The organism is Mesorhizobium sp. YIM 152430 (genome assembly GCF_029210365.1).
Taxonomy (GTDB): domain Bacteria; phylum Pseudomonadota; class Alphaproteobacteria; order Rhizobiales; family Rhizobiaceae; genus Aliihoeflea.
In genome coordinates, this window is sequence record NZ_JARGES010000025.1 from 84,243 (window position 1) to 103,290 (window position 19,048).

Here is a 19,048-nt window from a genome sequence, read left to right on the forward strand (position 1 = left end):
TCTTCAAATCCAGCAATCGACGGGGCGGCATGACGGCGTTCATCGAGCTTCGCGACGTGTCCAAGACCTTCGGTCAGGTCACGGTCGTCGAAGGGCTCAATCTCGAAGTCCGCAAGGGCGAATTTCTGAGCCTGCTCGGTCCTTCGGGTTCAGGCAAGACGACGATCCTGATGATGCTGGCAGGATTCGAGGGCGCCACGTCGGGCGACATCCTGCTCGATGGAGAGAAGATAAACCATCTGCCGTCCTACAAGCGCGGCATGGGTGTCGTCTTCCAGAACTACGCGCTCTTTCCGCATATGAACGTTGCCGAGAACGTCGCCTTTCCTCTGGAAATGCGAGGCGTGCCCAGATCCGAAGCCCGGCCGCGGGTGAAGGCAGCGCTCGACCGCGTGCAACTCGGCCATCTGGCGGATCGCCGCCCGGACCAGCTTTCCGGTGGCCAGCAGCAGCGCGTGGCGTTGACCCGCGCGCTCGTCTACGAGCCGAAAGTGATCCTGATGGACGAGCCGCTCGGTGCGCTCGACAAGAAGCTGCGCGAGGAGATGCAGCTCGAAATCCGCGAACTACACCGCCGACTGGGGCTGACGATCATCTTCGTCACGCACGACCAGTCCGAAGCGCTGACGATGTCCGACCGCATCGCGATCTTCGATGCCGGCAAGATCGCGCAGATCGGAACGGCGAACGAGGTCTATGATCATCCGCACAACCGATTCGTCGCCGAATTCATCGGCGAGACGAACCTTCTCGACGGGGTGGCCGGGGGACCGACCGTCGTCGAACTTGCGAACGGGGCGACCATCGCCGTGCCCGACCACGGCCATGCAAAGGGGAGTCGCGTCTCCGTCTCGATCCGGCCCGAACGGCTCCGGCTCGACGGCAGCGGCGAGAACCGGCTTCAGGCGACGGTTTCCGACGTGGTCTATCAGGGCGACCATTTGCGGCTTCATCTCGATGCGGGCGGAAATGCACTCGTCGCGCGGCTGGAGCGCGGCGCCACGGAACGTCAGGCCGGCGCGGTCGTCACCGTCTCGTTCGCGGCGGCCGATTGTTCGGTGTTTCCGGCATGAACGCGGTCTCGGCACGCCAGCGTGGCCGGGCGGCGCTGCTGATCGCGCCGCTGGTGATCTTTCTGGGCGTCTTCTTCCTGTGGCCGCTCTGGCTGATGGTCGACGTGTCGATCCGCAACGATGCGATCGGCGGCGCGTTTCCACGCACGTCGGAACTGATAGGAAGCTGGGACGGCGAGGCGATGCCGGAGGCCGATATCCAGGCCGCGCTGGTCGAGGATCTGCGCGAGGCGTCTCAGTCGACGCTGGGCGCGGCCGTGCGGACGCTGAACAGCCAGGTTTCCGGGTTTCGCACGCTGATGGGCCGCACCGCGACGGCCGCGCGCGATCTCGGGGACGGCCAGACGCTCGACCTTCGCCAAATCGACGACCGCTGGGCGGAACCGCGCTTCTGGCGGGCGATCCAGGTCTCGGTGGCGCCTTACACCGACCGCAACCTTCTCGCCGCGCTCGACCTGCAACGCTCGGATACGGGCGAGATCGAGCAAATGGCGTCTTCGGCCTCGGCCAACCGGCTGATCATCTGGCGCACCTTCGCCATCGCGGGCTCGGTCACGCTGCTCTGCGCGCTCATCGGCCTGCCCTATGCGATGCTGGCGGCGTCGGTGACGGGGTGGAAACGCAATGCGCTGCTGCTCGCCGTGCTGCTGCCGCTGTGGACCTCGCTGCTCGTGCGAACCGCAGCCTGGTTCATCCTTCTCCAGAACGAGGGCATCATCAACAGGACTCTGATCGGGCTCGGCTGGATCGACGGGCCGCTGCCGCTGATCTTCAACCGGCTCGGCGTCGTCATCGCGATGACGCATGTGCTCTTGCCCTTCATGGTCCTGCCGATCTTCTCAGTCGTCTCGGCGATCCCGAAGAACCTGATGCCCGCCGCGGCCTCGCTCGGCGCGCGGCCGCTGCGCGCCTTCTGGCGCGTGCTCCTGCCTCTTTCGATGCCCGGCCTGCTCGCCGGCTCGCTGCTCGTGTTCATGGTGGCGATCGGCTATTACATAACGCCTGCGCTCGTCGGCGGTCCGAACGACCAGATGATCTCGTCCGTCATCGCCTTCTATGCGCTACAGACTGCGAACTGGGGCATGGCCGGGGCGCTCGGCATCCTGCTCCTTGGCGTGACGACCGTGCTTTACCTCGTCTATGGCCGGCTTTCGCGCGGCGGCGCGCCGACGGGAGCCTGAGATGCTGCGTGTCGCCCAAGCCATATTCGGTATCGCCGCCGCCCTCTTCCTGATCCTGCCGATCGTTGCGATCCTGCCGCTCGCCTTCACGTCGAGCATCTTCCTCAACTACCCGATCCCCGGCTATTCCCTGCGCTGGTTCGCAGAACTCGGCGAAAGCGCGCAATGGCGCAATTCGATCATCAACTCGCTGATCATCGGCTCGGGCGCGACCATTCTTTCCGTCGTGCTCGGCACGCTCGCGGCGCTCGGCCTGCGCGGACGCGGTATCCCGTTCCCCAACGTGCTGCGCACGATCTTCCTGCTGCCGATGGTGGTGCCGGCGGTCGTCCTTGGCGTGGGATTGCAGATTTCACTGGCGCAGATCGGTCTTGCGAGCAGCTATCCCGGCGTCATCTTTTCGCACGCCGTCCTTTGCGTGCCCTTCGTTGTCGTCTCGGTGTCGACGGCCTTGCAGGGCATCAACCCGACCGTCGAGCGGGCAGCGGCAAGCCTCGGCGCCTCGCCGACACGCGTGTTCCGCCGCGTGACGATGCCGCTCGCCATGCCGGGAATCGTGACGGGCGCGGTTTTCGCTTTCGCGACTTCGCTCGACGAGGTGGTGCTGACGCTGTTCGTCGCCGGTCCGAACCAGCGCACGCTGGCACGGCAAATGTTCTCCTCGATCCGCGAGAACATTTCGCCGGCGGTCGCGGCTGCGGCACTTCTGCTGATCGTCGGAACGCTCCTCCTGGCCCTGCTCGCCGCCTATACACGACGGCGCGCGGCCAAAACGGTCGAAGCCTAGCGTTCACCCTTCTGATACGGGATCATCAGCGCCTTCGGGTAGCTCGCACGACGGGCGACGAGCACGAGCGCGGCGATCGACAGGAGATAGGGCATCATCAGGAACACCTGATAGGGCACGATGCCGCCGGCGACCTGCTGAAGACGGATCTGGTAGGCATCGAATGCCGCGAAGAGCAGTGCGCCGATGAGCGCCTTGCCGGGGCGCCACGAGCCGAAGACGACGAGCGCGATACAGATCCAGCCGCGGCCGTTGACCATCTCGAAGAAGAACGAGTTGAAGGCGGACATGGTGAGGAACGCGCCGCCGACCGCCATCAACGCCGAGCCGACCATGACGGCGCCCATGCGGATGCCGGTGACCGACAGGCCCTGCGACTCGACTGCCGAGGGGTTTTCACCCGCCGCGCGGACTGCGAGACCCAGCGGCGTGCGATAGAGCACCCAGGCGACGACTGCGACAGTGATAAAGGCGAGATAGGTCAGCGGCGTCTGGTTGAAGAGTGCCGGACCGACCACCGGAAGATCGGAAAGATAAGGCACCGCCCAATTTCGGAAGGGTTCGATGCGCGGCGGCGACGGCACCTGGGGCAGGACCACGCGATAGGTGAAATAGGTGAGGCTCGTCGCCAGAAGCGTGATGCCGATGCCGACGACGTGCTGCGACAGGCCGAACGGCACGGTGAGCGCTCCATGGACGAGGCCAAAAGCAGCACCGACGAGCGCCGCGACGGCGACGCCGGTCCACAGATCGCCACCGGCATAGACCGTGACCCAGCCGGCGAAGGCGCCGGCGACCATGATGCCTTCGATGCCCAGATTGAGGACACCCGCACGCTCGCAGATCAGTTCACCCATGGTGGCGAAGATCAGCGGCGAGGCGATGCGGATGGCCGCGACCCAGAACGACGCATTGAAAAGGATTTCGAAGACATCCATCAGCGCCACCTCACCGAATAGCGCGACAGCATGATCGCGGTGACCATGGTCAGGAGCGCGGTCGCGACCATAACCTCGGCGATGTAGCTGGGAACACCCGCCGCGCGGCTCATCGCGTCGGCGCCGACGAAGATGCCGGCAACGAAGATCGCGGCCGCGACGACGCCGAGCGGATTGAGCATGGCCAGCATGGCGACGACGATGCCCGTGTAGCCGAAGCCCGAGGACAGATCGAGCGTGAGGTTGCCCTTGAGGCCGGCGACTTCGGAAAAGCCGCCGAGTGCGGCGAGCCCGCCGGAAATCAGCGCCGTCTTCATCAGCACCGCATTGACCGGAATGCCGGCGAAGCGCGCAGCTTCGGCATTGGCGCCGACGGCCCGCATCTCATAGCCGAGCGTGGTCTTCTTCATGACGAACCAGACCGCGAAGGCAGCGACGAGCGCGATGACGAATCCATAGTGAAGCCGCCTGCCCTCGACGATGCGGGGTAGCCTGGCATCGGCCGAGACCATCTGCGACTGCGGCCAGCCGAGGCCCATCGGGTCCTTCAAGACACCTTCGAGCAGCATGGAGACGAAGAGCAGGACGACGAAATTGAGAAGCAGTGTCGTCACCACCTCGTCGACGCCGAAGCGGGTCTTGAGGATGGCCGGGCCGAGCAGGACGAGCCCTCCGGCGAGGATCGTCGCCAGCATGATGACGGGGATCAGGATCGGCGCGGGCAGCGGCAGAAGGCCGGTTCCGAGCACGACCGTAACGATGCCGCCGACATAAAGCTGCGCTTCCGCGCCGATGTTCCAGAGGCGGGCGCGGAATGCGACGGCGACGGCAAGGCCGGTGAAGATCAGCGGCGTCGCACGCGTCAGTGTCTCCAGAAGCGCGAATTGCGAGCCGGCCGCGCCCTTGAGCACCAGCCAGAACACAAACAGCGGTGATGCGCCGGAAGTCATGACGAGCAGGGACGCGATCAGAACAGTCGCCGCGACCGCACCGAGCGGATAAACAACAAGCATCACCCGCGACGGGCGCGGTTTCGGCTCAAGCCGCATCGAATTCGTTCCTCACGCCGCCTCCAGCCCGAGGCCGGCCATCATTTCGCCGAGCTCGCCGACGCTTTTTTCGCCGCGCGCGAAGGGGCGCGAGATTTTCCCCTCAGCGATGACATGAACCCTGTCGGAGAGCGACAGGATCTCGTCGAGATCTTCGGATATCAGCAGCACCGCCGCACCCCGGTCCCGCGCGTCGATCAGCCGTGCGTGGACATAGGCTACGGCGCCGATGTCGAGACCGCGCGTCGGCTGGTTGGCGAGGATAACGACCGGATCGGGATCGAGCGCGCGACCGAGGATGAGTTTTTGCATGTTGCCGCCCGACAAGAGCCGGATGCGGGTTTCGGGCGACGGGCATTTGACGTCGTAGGCTGCGATGAGGCGTTCTGCGAATTTTCGCGCGGCGGTCCAGTCGATCATGCCGTATCGCGAGAATGGTTTCCCACGGTAGCGTTCGGAGATCACGTTCTCGGTCAGGCTCATGTCGGCAACGGTACCGACCGCATGGCGGTCTTCGGGAATGCGGGCGATGCCACGATCGAGCGCGGCGCGCGGCGACCATCCGGGCGGCGGCGCCTCACCGATCAGCAACTGGCCGGACCGGGGCGACAGGGTGCCGGAGAGGAGACCGGCAAGCGCTGCCTGTCCGTTGCCGGAGACGCCGGCAATGCCGGTGATCACGCCGCCATGAAGTTGCAGCGAGACATCGCGCAGCGGCGTGCCGGATGCGGCGACGGTCGAGACGGATTGCAGTTCCAGAAGAACCGGTCCGGGCTCGCGCGGTGCGGCCTTCGGCAATGACACTTCCTGCCCGACCATCAGCGCGGCGAGTTCCCGGCGCGTGGTTTGCGCCGTCCGGCGCTCGCCCGCAAGACGCCCGCCGCGCAGCACGACGACGCGGTCGGCGACCGCCATCACCTCCTTCAGCTTGTGCGAGATGAAGATGATGGAAAGGCCCTCTGCAACCAGAAGCTTGAGCGTGGCGAAAAGGGCCTCTGTCTCGCCGGGCGTCAGAACGGCCGTCGGCTCGTCGAGAATGAGAACGCGCGCGTCACGGTAAAGCGCCTTGAGGATTTCGACGCGCTGGCGTTCGCCAACGGCGAGTTCCGAAACGGGCCGCGACGGGTCGATGGCGAGTCCGAACTCGGCGGAGAGCCTTGCAATGCGCGCCCGCGCCGACGCCCGGTCGAGGCGCGGCGACCAGATGCTTTGCGTGCCGAGCGCGATGCTCTCCAAAACCGTCAGATTGTCGGCCAGCGTGAAATGCTGGTGGACCATGCCGATGCCCGCAGTCAGCGCGGCGCGCGGATCGCCAGGCGGCAACGGCTTGCCGAATGCCTCGATGGCACCTTCGTCGGCCACGTAATGACCGAAGAGGATGTTCATCAGGGTCGTCTTGCCGGCGCCATTCTCGCCCAGAAGGGCGACGATCTCGCCCCGTTTCAGGTCGAGATCGATCGCGTCATTGGCGATGAGCGCGCCAAATCGCTTGGTGATGCCGGCGAGGCGCAGAACGATCTGCGCCTGCCGCGCCGTGTCGTCGGCCATCAGCTCGAGGTCGGTTCTTCGTCGTTGATCTCGACGGTGAAAGAACCGTCCTTGATCGCCGCTTCCTTCTCCGCGACGAGTGCCTTGATCTCCGCGGGAACCTTGTCCTCGAACGTGCCGAGCGGCGCCATCGACGCGCCGCCCTCCTTCATGAAGGAATAGACGCCGTAATCGGCCGCCGTGAACGTGCCGGCGCGCACTTCCGCGATCGCCTTGTCGAGCGTCGGCTCGAAATGCCAGAGCGCGGAGGCGACGACCGTCTCGGGATAGTCGGCCTGCGTATCGATGACGTTGCCGATGGCGAGGATGCCGCGCTCCTGCGCCGCGTCCGACACGCCGAAGCGCTCTGCATAGAGAACGTCCGCGCCGGCATCGATCTGCGCGAAGGCGGTCTCCTTGGCCTTGGGCGGGTCGAACCAGGAGCCGATGAAGGCGACCTGGAACCTGACGTCCGGCCTGGTCTCGCGCGCGCCCGCCATGAAGGCGTGCATCAGGCGATTGACCTCGGGAATCGGATAGCCGCCGACCATGCCGATATTGCCGTTTTCCGACATCGCGCCGGCAATGAGGCCAGTGAGATAGGAGGCGTCCTGAATGTAATTGTCGAAGGGTGCGAAATTCGGTACCGCCGGATCTTCCTTGAAGCTCGATCCCATGAGAAAGGCGACGTCCGGATAGTCCATCGCGACCTGCCGGGCGGCCTGCTCGACGCCGAAGACCTCGCCCAGGATGAGCTGGTTTCCGGCCTCGCAATATTCGCGCATGACGCGCTCATAGTCCGAGTTCGAGACGTTTTCGGAGAATGTGTATTCGATGTCGCCGCGCTCCTGCGCAGCCTGCGCCGCCAAGTGGATGCGGCTCACCCATTGCTGCTCGGTCGGCACGGTGTAGACGGCCGCGACCTTGAGCGGTTCCTGCGCGAAGAGTCTCGTCGGCAGGCTCGCTGTCACGGCGAGAACCGCACCGGCGCCGGCGGTTTTGAGCAGATGACGACGAGACACGGCGAAGCGGCGTGACGATAGGTTGAAGCTGGACATGGCTGTTCCCTCTGGGCCTGAGATTGATGGTCCCGTCGATTTCTTGTTTGACTTGAACGTAATCCAAGAACCGAAGCGCCACAATCGGGCGCGCGACATGATCCACGGCATCGCGCGTCCGGTCAGAACGAGGCCAAACGGCGGCTCAGGTCCGCTCGTCGGCGATGACCCTGCCGTCATTGGGAAGATGGCCGACCGGGACGATCTCGACCGTTCCCTTGAGCTTGGTGATCTCGGAAAGCTTTTGCGCGGCAGCCGCGCCCAATTTCTGGTCCGGGTGCTCGATCTTCAGGACCATCGCGTCCTGTTCACCCGCGCGCGTCACGACCAGACGCATACGGCCTGAGATCGCCAGCGCCTTGCCAAGCGCGGCAAGCTGTTCGGGCCGCACGAACATGCCCTTGACCTTGGTCGCCTGATCGGCGCGCCCCATCCAGCCGGCGATGCGGCGGGAGCCATCATCGGACGAAAGCGTCCGCGACATGTCGCCGGTCGCGAAGCGGATGAGCGGATAGTCGCGGTTGAGGCGGGTAACGACGATCTCGCCGACCTCTCCGTCGGGTAGCGGATCGTCGGTGCCGGGTCGGACGATCTCCAGCACGACGCCGTCATTCACGGCCATGCCCTCGCCGCCATCTTCATAGGCGACGATGCCGAGATCGGCCGTGCCGTAGCACTGGACGACCGAAATGCCGCGTTCGACAAGTTCCGCCCGCAGGCTCGGCGGCAGCGCCGCGCCCGACACCACGGCCCGCGTGATCGAGCCGGCATCGACACCGGCCTCTTGCGCCTTGTCGACAAGGATTTTCAGAAAATCCGGCGTGCCGATATAGACGGTCGGCCGGAACTGGCCGATCGCGGCAAGCTGGTCGGCCGTGTTGCCCGGCCCTGCCGGAATGACGGCACAGCCGAGCGCGTGCGCTCCGCTTTCGAACATCGCGCCGGCCGGCGTCAGATGATAGGAAAACGTGTTGAGGACGATGTCCTGCGGCCCGACGCCGGCCGCCGCCAACGCTTTGGCCGCGCCCCACCAGTCCCTGCCATGACCTTCAGGATCGAAGATCGGGCCGGGCGAGACGAAGAGCCGGGCGAGCGAGCCGACCGGCGTCGCCGTCAATCCGCCGAAAGGCGGCGCCTTGGCCTGCAATTCGACCAGTTCGGACTTACGCAGCACGGGCACCGCGCCGAGGGCATCGCGCGTGGTCAACGCCTCGATTTCGACGCCTGCCAGCCGCTCGGCCCAGAATGGCTGCCGCTCCGCCGCGCGTGAAATATGCGCCCGCATCGCCGACAAAAGCTCGGCGTCGCCGCCATGCGCCGAAACGACGTCTCGATGCTCGACCATTCTGTTTTCCTGACGGTTCATGATCTTACGCCAGCCAGCGCTTGCGGCGCTTGTAGTGCTTCACGTCGCGGAAGGATTTGCGCCCCTCGCCGCCGACGCCGAGGTAGAATTCCTTGACGTCGTCGTTCTCGCGCAGCGCCTTCGCCTCGCCGTCCAGAACCACGCGACCCGATTCCAAGATGTAACCGTATTTGGCGTAGCGCAGCGCGACATTTGTGTTCTGTTCGGCGAGAAGGAAGGAGACCCCCTGCTCGTCATTGAGCTTCTTCACGATTTCGAAAATTTCCTCGACGAGTTGCGGCGCGAGGCCCATCGAGGGTTCGTCGAGAAGGATCATCTTCGGCCGCGACATGAGCGCACGGCCGATCGCCGTCATCTGCTGCTCGCCGCCCGACGTGTAGCCTGCCTGGCTGGTGCGTCGCTCGCGCAGGCGCGGGAAATACTGGTAGACGAGTTCGAGGTCGTCGCGGATCGCGGCCGCGCCGTCCTTGCGGGTGAAGGCGCCGGTCATCAGATTGTCCTCGACCGACAGATGGCCGAAGCAATGCCGGCCTTCCATCACCTGGATACAGCCGCGGCGCACCAGCGTATTCGGCGACAAGGACTGGACTTCCTGTCCCTCGAACAGGATCGACCCCTTGGTCACTTCGCCGCGCTCGGCGTGGAGAAGGTTGGAAATCGCCTTCAACGTCGTCGTCTTGCCGGCGCCGTTGGCGCCAAGGATCGCGGTGATGCCGCCGCGCGGCACGGAAAGCGAGACGCCTTTCAACACCAGGATGACGTGATCGTAGATCACCTCGATATTGTTGACCGCGAGGATCGGCTTGGCGGTATCGGGAACGGGGGCGGTCGTTGGTGTCATCGCTGTTTCCATCACCTGGAAAAATGCGCGGCGGGGAGATTTGCCCGCCGCGCGTGACGCGTCCTATTCGGCGCAGTCGTCGTTCATCTGCCAGGGCTGGTTGGCCGCAGCATAGTCGGCGGAAGCCTTCTCGACCATCGGGTCGATGACCGCGCGGTCGGCGGTCAAGAGGTCGGAGACCTTGACGAACTTTTCGCCGTCCCACTCGATCATCCAGGCGCTGGCGTGGCCGGTATGGTTCGAGCAGCTCATCGCGAAGGGCGCCATCATCTCCTCGGCACCGAGTTCGGCAAGGCGCGCCTCGTCGATGTTGACGCTCTCAAGCCCCTTGCGGAGCTGTTCCTGCGTGATCATCGGCGTGCCCGCCTCTTCCTGCGCGGCCTCCACGGCTTCTGCCAGGATCACCGACATCAGGATGCCGCGCTGATAGGCGGTGGTGTCGAACTCGCCGGCGCCCTGGTTGAGCTGCGACTTGCCGGCATCGATGACGTGGGTCTTGACGTCCTGCATCAGCTTGGATTCGGAATCGACAAAGTTCCAGGAGATCGCCCGATAGCCCTTGGCGCCTTCACCGACGAGCTTGAGATCGGGCTCATGCGCACCCCACCACACGCTGACGAACTGCTCCATCGGGTAGCGCGTCTTGACCGCCTCGGTGATGGCGCCCGCATTCATCGCGCCCCATCCCCACATGATGACGAAGTCCGGGCGTTCACGCCGGATCTGCAACCACTGGGCCGACTGGTTCTGCATTTCCGTCAGGCCGACGGGAATAGGCAGGAACTGGAAGCCATGCGTTTCGGCCAGGGTCTCAAAAAGCGGCAGCGGCTCCTTGCCATAGGGGTGGTCGAGGTGGAGGAAGGCGATCTTCTTGCCGTTGAGGCTGTCGAGATTGCCGTCCGAAATGCCCTGCATGATCATCGATGCGCCGTCCCAGTAGGAGGTCGGCGGGTTGAAGGCCCATTTGAACGTCCTGCCGTCCTGCATGGCTGAGAAGCCGTAGCCCGGCGCGAACATCGGAATCTCGTCGACATTGGTGCGCGGAAGAACCTGCAACGTGATGCCGGTCGACCAGGGTTGCGTGACGAGCGCGCCTTCCGACTTCAGCTTCTCATAGCACTCGACGCCCTTTTCGGTGTTGTAGCCGGTTTCGCATTCCTCGAAGACGATCCTGACGCCACCGATGCCGCCGTCGCGCTCGTTGAGCATGGTCATGTAGTCGAGCTGGCCGTTCATGTGCGGCGTGCCGGTCGCCGCGAACGGGCCGGTGCGGTAGGACATGTTTGGCAGCTTCAGCACTTCCTGCGCGAGGGCCGGCGCGGCGATGCCCGCCGAAAGGATGCCCGCCGCAAGAGCCGTGGTATAATTCAGTTTCATCAGTCGCTCCTCCACTTGCGCCCGTTTTCGGGCTTTGCCTCAATCAACCCGCACCGCTCACTCCTCAGTGCGGGAATGGCCAGATGATCAGCTTCTCGCGGATGACGGCCCAGAACCGCGCGAGCCCGTGCGGCTCGACGATCAGGAAGCCGATGATCAGCGCGCCGATGATCATGGTGTTCAGATGCTCGACCATGGCCGAGGAAATCGGCAGGCCGAACAGGGCCGGCACCGTGCCGATGATGACCGGCAGCGCCACGATCAGAAGCGCGCCGAGATAATTGCCAAGGATCGAGCCCAACCCGCCGATGATGGCGATGAAGAGCACCCGGAAGGACAACTGGATGTCGAAAAGATCAGCCTCGGCCGCGCCACGCCACAGGAAGACGAAGAGCGCGCCGGCGATGCCGACGATGTAGGACGAGACGAAAAAGGCCGAGAGCTTCGCCTTCATCAGATTGATGCCGACGAGTTCGGCCGCGATGTCCATGTCGCGCACGGCCTTCCAGGTGCGCCCGATGCGTCCGCGCGTGATGTTGATCGCCAGGAAAGTGACGATGCAGACCACCGACAGGACGACGAAATATTGGCTCATCGCCGAGGCCCGCGCGCCCGTCACGGTGACGCCGAACATCTGCGTGTTCGGCACTTGGATCGCGCCAGAAGCATTGTAATTGTAAAGCCATGCCCATTTCTGGAACAGCCAGACGAGGAAGAACTGCGCGGCGAGTGTCGCGATGGCCAGGTAAAAGCCCTTGATCCTCAGCGACGGCAGGCCGAAGGCGACGCCGACGGCAGCCGAGAAAAAGCCGGACAGGGCGATCGCGACGATGATGTTCAGTTCGGGAAAGATCGTCACCAGCTTGTAGCAGGCATAGGCGCCGACGCCCATGAAGGCGCCCGTGCCGAGCGAAAGCTGCCCGGCATAGCCTGTCAGGATGTTCAGCCCGAGTGCGGCAAGCGCATAGATCAGCACCGGGATCAAGAGCGCGCGGAACATGAAGTCGCTTGCCGTCAGCGGGAAGACGACGAAGGCGACGACGAGGATCAGCGCGAGAAGGAGCGCGTCCTGCTTGACGGGAAAGAGCGCATAATCCGCCTGATAGCTGGTCTTGTACTGGCCGGCGACGCGATAGAACATGGATTACACCCGCTCGATGATTTTTTCGCCGAAGAGGCCCTGCGGGCGCACCAGAAGCACGAGCAGCGCCAGCATGTAGGCGAACCAGGCTTCCGTGTTTCCGCCGAGGAGCGGCTGGCCCCAATAGATTTCGAAGACCTTTTCGAGAATGCCGATGGCGAGACCGCCGACAATCGCGCCCGTCACGCTTTCAAGCCCGCCAAGCATCAGGACCGGGAGCGCCTTCAGCGCGATGACCTCGAGCGCGAAGGAGACGCCGGCGCGCGCGCCCCAGACGATGCCGGTGGCCAGCGCGATGATGCCCGCGATGAACCAGACCAGGACCCAGATGGTCGACAGCGAAATGCCGACCGAAAGCGCCGCCTGATGATCGTCGCCGAGCGCGCGTATGGCGCGGCCCATCTTGGATTTGTTGAGGAAGACGAGGAGCGCGACGACGAGAATGACCGCGCCGACGACGGCCGTCACGTCCTTCTGCTCGATGGAGACGAAGCCGCCGAAGGGCTCCATGATCCAGCTTCCGGTCGGGATGCCGAGTTCGGAGGTGATCATCACCTTGTTCTCGCCGCCGAAGATCGTCTCGCCGAGCCCGATCAGGAAGAGCGTCACGCCGATCGTCGCCATGAAGAGGATGATGTCGGGCTGGTTGACGAGTGGGCGCAAGACAACGCGCTCAATGGCGACGGCGAGGAAGAACATGACGACCAGCGTCAGCGGGACGGCAAGCAGCGCCGGCACGCCGCGCTCATGCAGGCCGACCAGCGTCAGCGCCGCGAAGACGACCATGATCCCTTGCGCGAAGTTGAAGATGCGCGAGGACTTGTAGATCAAGACGAAGCCGAGCGCGATGAGCGCATAGAGCACACCGGAGACGAGCCCCTCCCAGACGACCTGGAGGAAGAAGTCGGGCGCGGCGAACATGTCGGCGAAGGGCGCCACGAAGATCGAATGCAAGCTTTCCATTCAAAAGTCCTTCCGGTCGCTCAATGTGGTACGCCGAGATAGGCGTCGATGACGGCCTGGTTGTTCTTGACCTCGTCGGGCGCCCCGTCGGCGATTTTCTTGCCGTAGTCGAGCACCACGACGCGGTCGGACAGGTCCATGACGACGCCCATGTCGTGCTCGATCAGCGCGATCGTCGTCCCGCGCTGCTGGTTCACATCGAGGATGAAGCGGCTCATGTCCTCCTTCTCCTCCAGATTCATGCCGGCCATCGGCTCGTCGAGAAGGAGAAGGGACGGTTCCATCGCCAGCGCGCGGCCGAGTTCGACGCGCTTTTGCAAACCGTAGGGCAGCTTGCCGACCGGCGTGCGGCGGATGTGCTCGATCTCGAGGAAGTCGATGATTTCCTCGACCTTCTCGCGATGCTCGATTTCCTCGGCCAGCGCCGGCCCGTGCCAGAGCATCTGCCAGCCGATCGAGCGCTTCATCAGGACGGAGCGCCCGGCCATGATGTTGTCGAGCGTCGACATGCCCTTGAAGAGCGCGACGTTCTGGAAGGTGCGGGCGATGCCCTGGCGGACCGCGTGATGCGGCTTCATTGCGCGCCGCTCCTGGCCGCGGAAGGTAATGGTGCCGACCTGCGGCGTGTAGAAGCCGTTGATGACGTTGAGCATCGACGTCTTGCCGGCGCCGTTCGGACCGATGATCGCCCGGATCTCGCCCTTGCGGACATCGAAGGAGATGTCGGTGATGGCCTTGACGCCGCCGAAGGCGAGCGAGACGTTCTTCACCTCCATCAGCAGATCGCCCTTGGCGATGTCGTCCCCTGGAGGCGCGACGATGACGTGATGGTCGGGGTGGGCGTTCATTCGGCGGCCTCCCGCACCGGCTGCGCGGCGCCGAAGACGGGCGCGTCGACGATCTTCACGTTCGCGCTGATCTTGCCCTTGCGGCCGTCCTCATAGGTGACTTCCGTCTCCACGAAGCGCACGGTCGAACCGTCGTAGAGCGCTTCGATCAGCGGCGCGTAGCGCTCGGCGACGAAGGCGCGACGCACTTTTTGCGTGCGCGTCAGTTCACCGTCGTCGGCGTCGAGTTCCTTGTGCAGGATCAGGAACCGGCGGATTTGCGCCGCGGCCATCATCGGCTCGCCCGAAAGCCGCCGATTGGTCTCCTCGACATTCTGCGCGATCATCTCGTAGACGAGCGGGTGCCCGGCGAGTTCCTGATAGGACGCGTAGGCAATGTTGTTGCGCTCGGCCCAGTTGCCCACCGCCTGAAGGTCGATGTTGACGAAGGCCGTGGCGAATTCCCGTCCGTCGCCGTAAGCCACCGCTTCCTTGATGTTGGGGAAGAACTTCAACATGTTCTCGAGATATTTCGGCGCAAAGAGCGCGCCGTTCGCTAGTTTGCCGACATCCTTCGCCCGGTCGATGATCTTCAACTGGCCGTCAGTGTCGAAGAAGCCGGCATCGCCGGTCTTCACATAGCCATCCGGCGTCATCGTCTCGGCCGTCTTCTCATCGTCGAGATAGTAGCCGGAGAACATGCCGGGCGAGCGGAACTGCACCTCGCCATCGTCGGAAATGCGGATGTCGACATTGGGCGCGGGCGGGCCGACCGTGTCGGAACGCACTTCGCCGTCCTTCTGGCAGGTCACGTAGAGGAAGGCTTCGGTCTGGCCGTAAAGCTGCTTCAGGTTGACGCCCAGCGCGCGGAAGAAAGAGAACAGATCGGAGCCAATCGCTTCGCCGGCCGTATAGGCGACGCGGATGTTGGACAGGCCGAGCACGTTCTTGAGCGGTCCGTAGACCAGGATTTCGCCCATCGCATAGGCGGCGCGCGCGGATGCGGGAACCTCGCGCCCTTCGAGGATCGCCTCGCCATATTTGCGCGCGACCTCGATATAATGGCGGTAGATGCGCTGCTTGAGCTTGCCGGCATCCTCCATGCGAATGGTGATCGAGGTCAAAAGACCCTCGAAGACGCGCGGCGGCGCGAAATAGAAGGTCGGCGCCAGTTCACGCAGATCCTGCGCGACGGTCTGGCTGCTTTCCGGGCACGCCATGCAGAAGCCCGCGACATAGCCTTGCGCATAGTTCAGATAGTGATCGCCAACCCAGGCGAGCGGCAGATAGGCAAGGACGCTGTCCCTTTCGGTCAACCGGTCGAAGGCAACGGTATCCTGCGCGGCCTTGACCGCATTCTTTGCCTTCAGCATCACACCCTTGGAGCGTCCGGTCGTGCCGGACGTGTAGAGCATGATGGAGACGTCCTCGCCCGAGGCGTTGCGGATCGCTTCTTCCCAGCGAACCGCAAGTTGGTGGTCGTCCGCCTGTGCGCGGCGTCCCATTTCCTGCACGTCTTCGAAATCGTGCAAGGCGCGCTTGTCGTAGTCGATAAGGCCGCGCGGCTCGTCATAGATGATTGCCTGGAGCGACGTCAGACGGTCCGCGAAGCTGTTGAGCTTGTCGACCTGCTCCTGGTCCTGCACGATCGCGAAGCGCACGTCGGCATGGGACAGCACATAGGAAAGTTCGTCTGCGACCGCGTCGGCATAGACCGGAACCGGTACGCCGCCCAGCGACTGCACGGCGCAGACCGCCCAGTAGAGCTTCGGCCGGTTCGCGCCGATGATGGCCACGCGGTCGCCATGCTGGACACCGAGCGTGGCAAGGCCAGTCGCGAAATCGCGGATCTCGTCGCGCTGCTGGCTCCATGTCCAGCTTTGCCAGATGCCACGATCCTTGTGACGCATCGCCGGACGCGCCCCGAACATCTTCGCATTGCGCAGAAGATATTTCGGAAACGTATCGGGCAAGGTTTGACCCTCAGCCAATTTCGTTCCTCCTCGGGCGACGTTGCGCCCGTTCCTCCCGGAGGTTCACCCCCCTCTTGTTGACGAGGAAAGTTTCACGAATCGGCGACGCGTTCAACTTGGGCCTTGACAGACAGGGCGCCTGATAGTCTCTTTGATCGGCAGCGCGTCTGCCTCTCCCCCACGTTCCGTATCTCTCACGCTCCGTAATTTGCGAGACGCTCCACCGACAGCGGCCGGATGATCCCCGGCTCGAGCGCAATCAGCCCTTCATCGGCCAACTCCTTGAGGCAGCGATTGGCGACCTGGCGCGAGATGCCGGCGAGATGGCCGACCTCTTCCTGCGTGATCTCGATGACGCCGCGCACCTGCGGGCTCAATACCGGATTGCAGATCCACGACAGATTGCGCGCCACGCGCGCCTTGGCGTCGAACGAACGGTCATGTTCGGTGATGGCGATGAACTGCCCGAGTCGTTCGTTGAGTTGACGCACGAGGAAGCGGTTGAAGCCGACGCTGTTCTTGCACAGCCAGACGAAGGTCGCGCGGTTCATCAGGAGAAGGCGCGTGTCGCGCAGGGCGACCAGATCGTATTTGCGCTCTTCATTCTTGAGCATGGAGCCTTCGCCGAACCAGCCCCCCGCCCCTATCCCCGCAAAGGTGATCGCCTTGCCGGTCAACGCCACGGCACTCATCTTGACGAGGCCCGTCACGACGCCGGTCCATGCATCGAGCCTGTCGCCGCGATGGCAAATGTAGCTGTTCTTGGAATAGACGCGTTCCGAGATGCCCTTGGCCGCGTGTTCGATCACGTCGTCGGGCAATTCCTCCGCCCAGATCGCGGATCGCACGATGTCGATTTTGCTGGTCATCCGATACCTGAGTTTGGATCCGGCTCAGAGCTTCGTGCATGGACCGGCAATGTCAAGCTGGCAACGACATGTTGCGGCTGCCGCAATTTCGTCGGCGCGCTATGCGTGCTCGGCGATCACCGCCAGAAAGGCCGGACCGTATCGGTCGAGCTTGGTCTCGCCGATACCGGGCACGTCGGCCATTTCCATCCGCGATGCAGGCCGCGCCGCCGCCAGTTCGATCAGCGTCCTGTCGTGAAAGATCACATAGGGCGGCAGGTTTTGCGTGCGCGCGATTTCAGTGCGTTTCTGGCGCAGCGCCTGAAACAGGGAACGATCCGCATCCTTGACGGCGGCAGGCTGCACGGCGCCCGCTCCGACCTTTTGTCGCCGTGCGCGCGGGGCCGCCGGCACTCGCAGCATCAGCCTTGGCTTGTCGCGCAGGAAATCCAGACCCGCGGGCGCGATCGACAGGCCGCCATGGCCGGCAAGATCGACGTCGACGAGACGCAGCGCGATCAACTGGCGCAGGATAGCCCGCCATGTGCGGTTATCGTGCTCCGCGCCGATGCCGAAAGTCGATATGCGGTCGTGGCCGAAGTGGACAATGCGATCGTTTCGGGCGCCGAGAAGCACATCGACGACATAGGCTTGCCCGAAGCGTTCTCCGGTGCGGTAGATGGAGGAAAGCGCCTTCTGGGCGGCTATCGTTCCATCGAACAGTTCCGGCGGCCGGGCGCAGGTGTCGCAATTGCCGCATGGTTCACAGTGATCGCCGAAATAGGACAACAACGCCTGACGGCGACAGCCTGCCGTCTCGGCCAGCCCCAGCAGCGCTTCGAGCTTCTGGCGCTCCATGCGCCTGCGCGGATCGGGCGCGTCCGATTCCTCGATGAAGCGGCTGCGCAGCGCGATGTCCTCGGAGCCGTAAAGCATCAGCGTGTCAGACGGCAGGCCGTCGCGCCCAGCCCGGCCCGTCTCCTGATAATAGGCTTCGATGCTGCCCGGCAGGTCGATATGGACGACGAAGCGCACATCGGGCTTGTCGATGCCCATGCCGAAGGCGACGGTAGCGACCATGATGACCGCTTCGCCGCGCTGAAAGCGCGTCTGGTTGGCCTCGCGCGCCGTCTTGTCCATGCCGGCATGGTAGGCGAGCGCGTCATGGCCCTGGTCGCGCAGCCAGGTAGCGGTTTCCTCGGTCTTTCGTTTCGACAGGCAATAGACGATGCCGCTCTCGCCCTCGTGACGACGGAGGAAATCCTTCAGTTGCGCGCGCGGATTGTCCTTTTCCTCGATGGCGTAGCGGATGTTGGGACGGTCGAACCCGTCGATGAAGGCATCGGATTGGGCAATGTCGAGATGGGACAGGATTTCCGCGCGCGTCGGCTCGTCGGCGGTCGCCGTCAGCGCCATGCGCGGGATGCCGGGGAACTGGCGGACGAGCGCGTCGAGTTGGCGGTAGGAGGGGCGAAAATCGTGCCCCCACTGCGACAGGCAATGGGCCTCGTCGATGGCGATCAAGGACAATTGCACCTGGCCAAGTCGTTCCAGCACCTCCTGGCGCAGCAGCGTCTCGGGCGCAACGTAAAGCAGGTCCAGATCGCCGCCGTGGATATCGCGCCACAACGCGCGCCGCTCGTCGGCCGGCAGGTCCGAATTGAGAGCGGCTGCCTTGACGCCTGCCTGCCGCAGGGCCGCCACCTGGTCCGCCATCAGCGCCAGCAACGGCGATACGACAAGGCCCATGCCGGATCTGACAATGGCGGGGATCTGGTAGCAAAGCGACTTGCCCCCGCCCGTCGGCATCAGCACGAAAGCGTTGTCGCCGCCGATGACATGCTCGACGATGCGCGCCTGCGGTCCCCTAAACGCATCATAGCCATAGACGGTCTTGAGGATTTCAAGGGCGGTGGAGGTCATCGGCATCAGCTAGAGAATCACAAGGATGTTTCTCATAGCAGCTTTGCCGCGACAACGAGCGCCCGCCATTCCTTTTAATGCAATGCCCCTAGGCCGCAAGCTCATAAATTGTGTTGGCAACCGCTAGCGCGACTGATTCAAGGGGCTCCCTGACGATGAGGCTCTTCGATGACGCG

General features: G+C 64.1%; 16 protein-coding genes. 3 read left to right on the top strand and 13 right to left on the bottom strand.

All coding sequences use genetic code 11. The features are described 5' to 3' along the window. Positions 1 to 29: 29 nt before the first annotated feature. Genes PZ895_RS07490 through PZ895_RS07500 form a run of 3 tightly spaced genes read left to right on the top strand, consistent with a single transcriptional unit; the run spans position 30 to position 3,041 of the window. Positions 30 to 1,073 (top strand): ABC transporter ATP-binding protein, encoded by a 1,044-nt coding sequence (locus PZ895_RS07490; protein ID WP_275838397.1) that lies wholly within the window; start codon positions 30 to 32, stop codon positions 1,071 to 1,073. Then, positions 1,070 to 2,254, top strand: coding sequence for an ABC transporter permease (locus tag PZ895_RS07495; protein ID WP_275838398.1), 1,185 nt, complete (start codon positions 1,070 to 1,072; stop codon positions 2,252 to 2,254). The genes PZ895_RS07490 and PZ895_RS07495 overlap by 4 nt, the downstream gene beginning before the upstream one ends. 1 nt (position 2,255) lies before the next feature. Further along, complete coding sequence (locus tag PZ895_RS07500; RefSeq protein ID WP_275838399.1) at positions 2,256 to 3,041, top strand: ABC transporter permease; 786 nt, start codon at positions 2,256 to 2,258, stop codon at positions 3,039 to 3,041. Here the strand turns inward: PZ895_RS07500 and PZ895_RS07505 are convergent. The 13 genes from PZ895_RS07505 to recQ all read right to left on the bottom strand — a co-directional run bounded on the left by PZ895_RS07505 (position 3,038) and on the right by recQ (position 18,872). Beyond that, a complete protein-coding gene (locus PZ895_RS07505) occupies positions 3,038 to 3,979 on the bottom strand; it encodes an ABC transporter permease (protein ID WP_275838400.1) in 942 nt (313 codons plus the stop codon). The two genes, PZ895_RS07500 and PZ895_RS07505, sit on opposite strands and share 4 nt — an antisense overlap. After that, positions 3,979 to 5,028, bottom strand: a complete 1,050-nt coding sequence (locus PZ895_RS07510) for an ABC transporter permease (RefSeq protein WP_275838401.1) — start codon at positions 5,026 to 5,028, stop codon at positions 3,979 to 3,981. The genes PZ895_RS07505 and PZ895_RS07510 overlap by 1 nt, the downstream gene beginning before the upstream one ends. Before the next feature lie 12 nt (positions 5,029 to 5,040). Further along, entirely contained in the window at positions 5,041 to 6,576 is a 1,536-nt protein-coding gene (locus tag PZ895_RS07515; protein ID WP_275838402.1) for an ABC transporter ATP-binding protein, read from the bottom strand. Further along, positions 6,576 to 7,613, bottom strand: a complete 1,038-nt coding sequence (locus PZ895_RS07520; RefSeq protein WP_275838403.1) for a BMP family protein — start codon at positions 7,611 to 7,613, stop codon at positions 6,576 to 6,578. Before PZ895_RS07520 ends, PZ895_RS07515 begins: the two co-directional genes overlap by 1 nt. A gap of 145 nt (positions 7,614 to 7,758) precedes the next feature. After that, a complete protein-coding gene (locus PZ895_RS07525) occupies positions 7,759 to 8,958 on the bottom strand; it encodes an AMP-binding protein (RefSeq protein WP_275838404.1) in 1,200 nt (399 codons plus the stop codon). Between the two features lie 25 nt (positions 8,959 to 8,983). Beyond that, the gene (locus tag PZ895_RS07530) at positions 8,984 to 9,820 is read right to left on the bottom strand and encodes an ABC transporter ATP-binding protein (protein WP_275838405.1); all 837 of its coding nucleotides are present in this window, start codon (positions 9,818 to 9,820) and stop codon (positions 8,984 to 8,986) included. Between the two features lie 63 nt (positions 9,821 to 9,883). Then, entirely contained in the window at positions 9,884 to 11,197 is a 1,314-nt protein-coding gene (locus PZ895_RS07535) for an ABC transporter substrate-binding protein (protein WP_275838406.1), read from the bottom strand. A 64-nt stretch (positions 11,198 to 11,261) separates the two neighbouring features. Beyond that, positions 11,262 to 12,338, bottom strand: a complete 1,077-nt coding sequence (locus tag PZ895_RS07540; protein WP_275838407.1) for a branched-chain amino acid ABC transporter permease — start codon at positions 12,336 to 12,338, stop codon at positions 11,262 to 11,264. Positions 12,339 to 12,341: 3 nt separating this feature from the next. Next, the gene (locus PZ895_RS07545; RefSeq protein ID WP_275838408.1) at positions 12,342 to 13,301 is read right to left on the bottom strand and encodes a branched-chain amino acid ABC transporter permease; all 960 of its coding nucleotides are present in this window, start codon (positions 13,299 to 13,301) and stop codon (positions 12,342 to 12,344) included. Positions 13,302 to 13,321: 20 nt separating this feature from the next. Beyond that, a complete protein-coding gene (locus PZ895_RS07550) occupies positions 13,322 to 14,149 on the bottom strand; it encodes an ABC transporter ATP-binding protein (protein WP_275838409.1) in 828 nt (275 codons plus the stop codon). Further along, positions 14,146 to 16,059 carry an AMP-binding protein gene (locus tag PZ895_RS07555; protein WP_275838413.1) on the bottom strand — a complete coding sequence of 638 codons (1,914 nt, stop codon included), beginning with the start codon at positions 16,057 to 16,059 and terminating at the stop codon, positions 14,146 to 14,148. The genes PZ895_RS07550 and PZ895_RS07555 overlap by 4 nt, the downstream gene beginning before the upstream one ends. A gap of 236 nt (positions 16,060 to 16,295) precedes the next feature. Continuing rightward, a complete protein-coding gene (locus PZ895_RS07560; RefSeq protein ID WP_275838410.1) occupies positions 16,296 to 16,970 on the bottom strand; it encodes a Crp/Fnr family transcriptional regulator in 675 nt (224 codons plus the stop codon). A 99-nt stretch (positions 16,971 to 17,069) separates the two neighbouring features. After that, on the bottom strand, positions 17,070 to 18,872 hold the full coding sequence (recQ, locus tag PZ895_RS07565) for a DNA helicase RecQ (protein WP_275838411.1): 1,803 nt from the start codon (positions 18,870 to 18,872) through the stop codon (positions 17,070 to 17,072). Positions 18,873 to 19,048 lie beyond the last annotated feature (176 nt).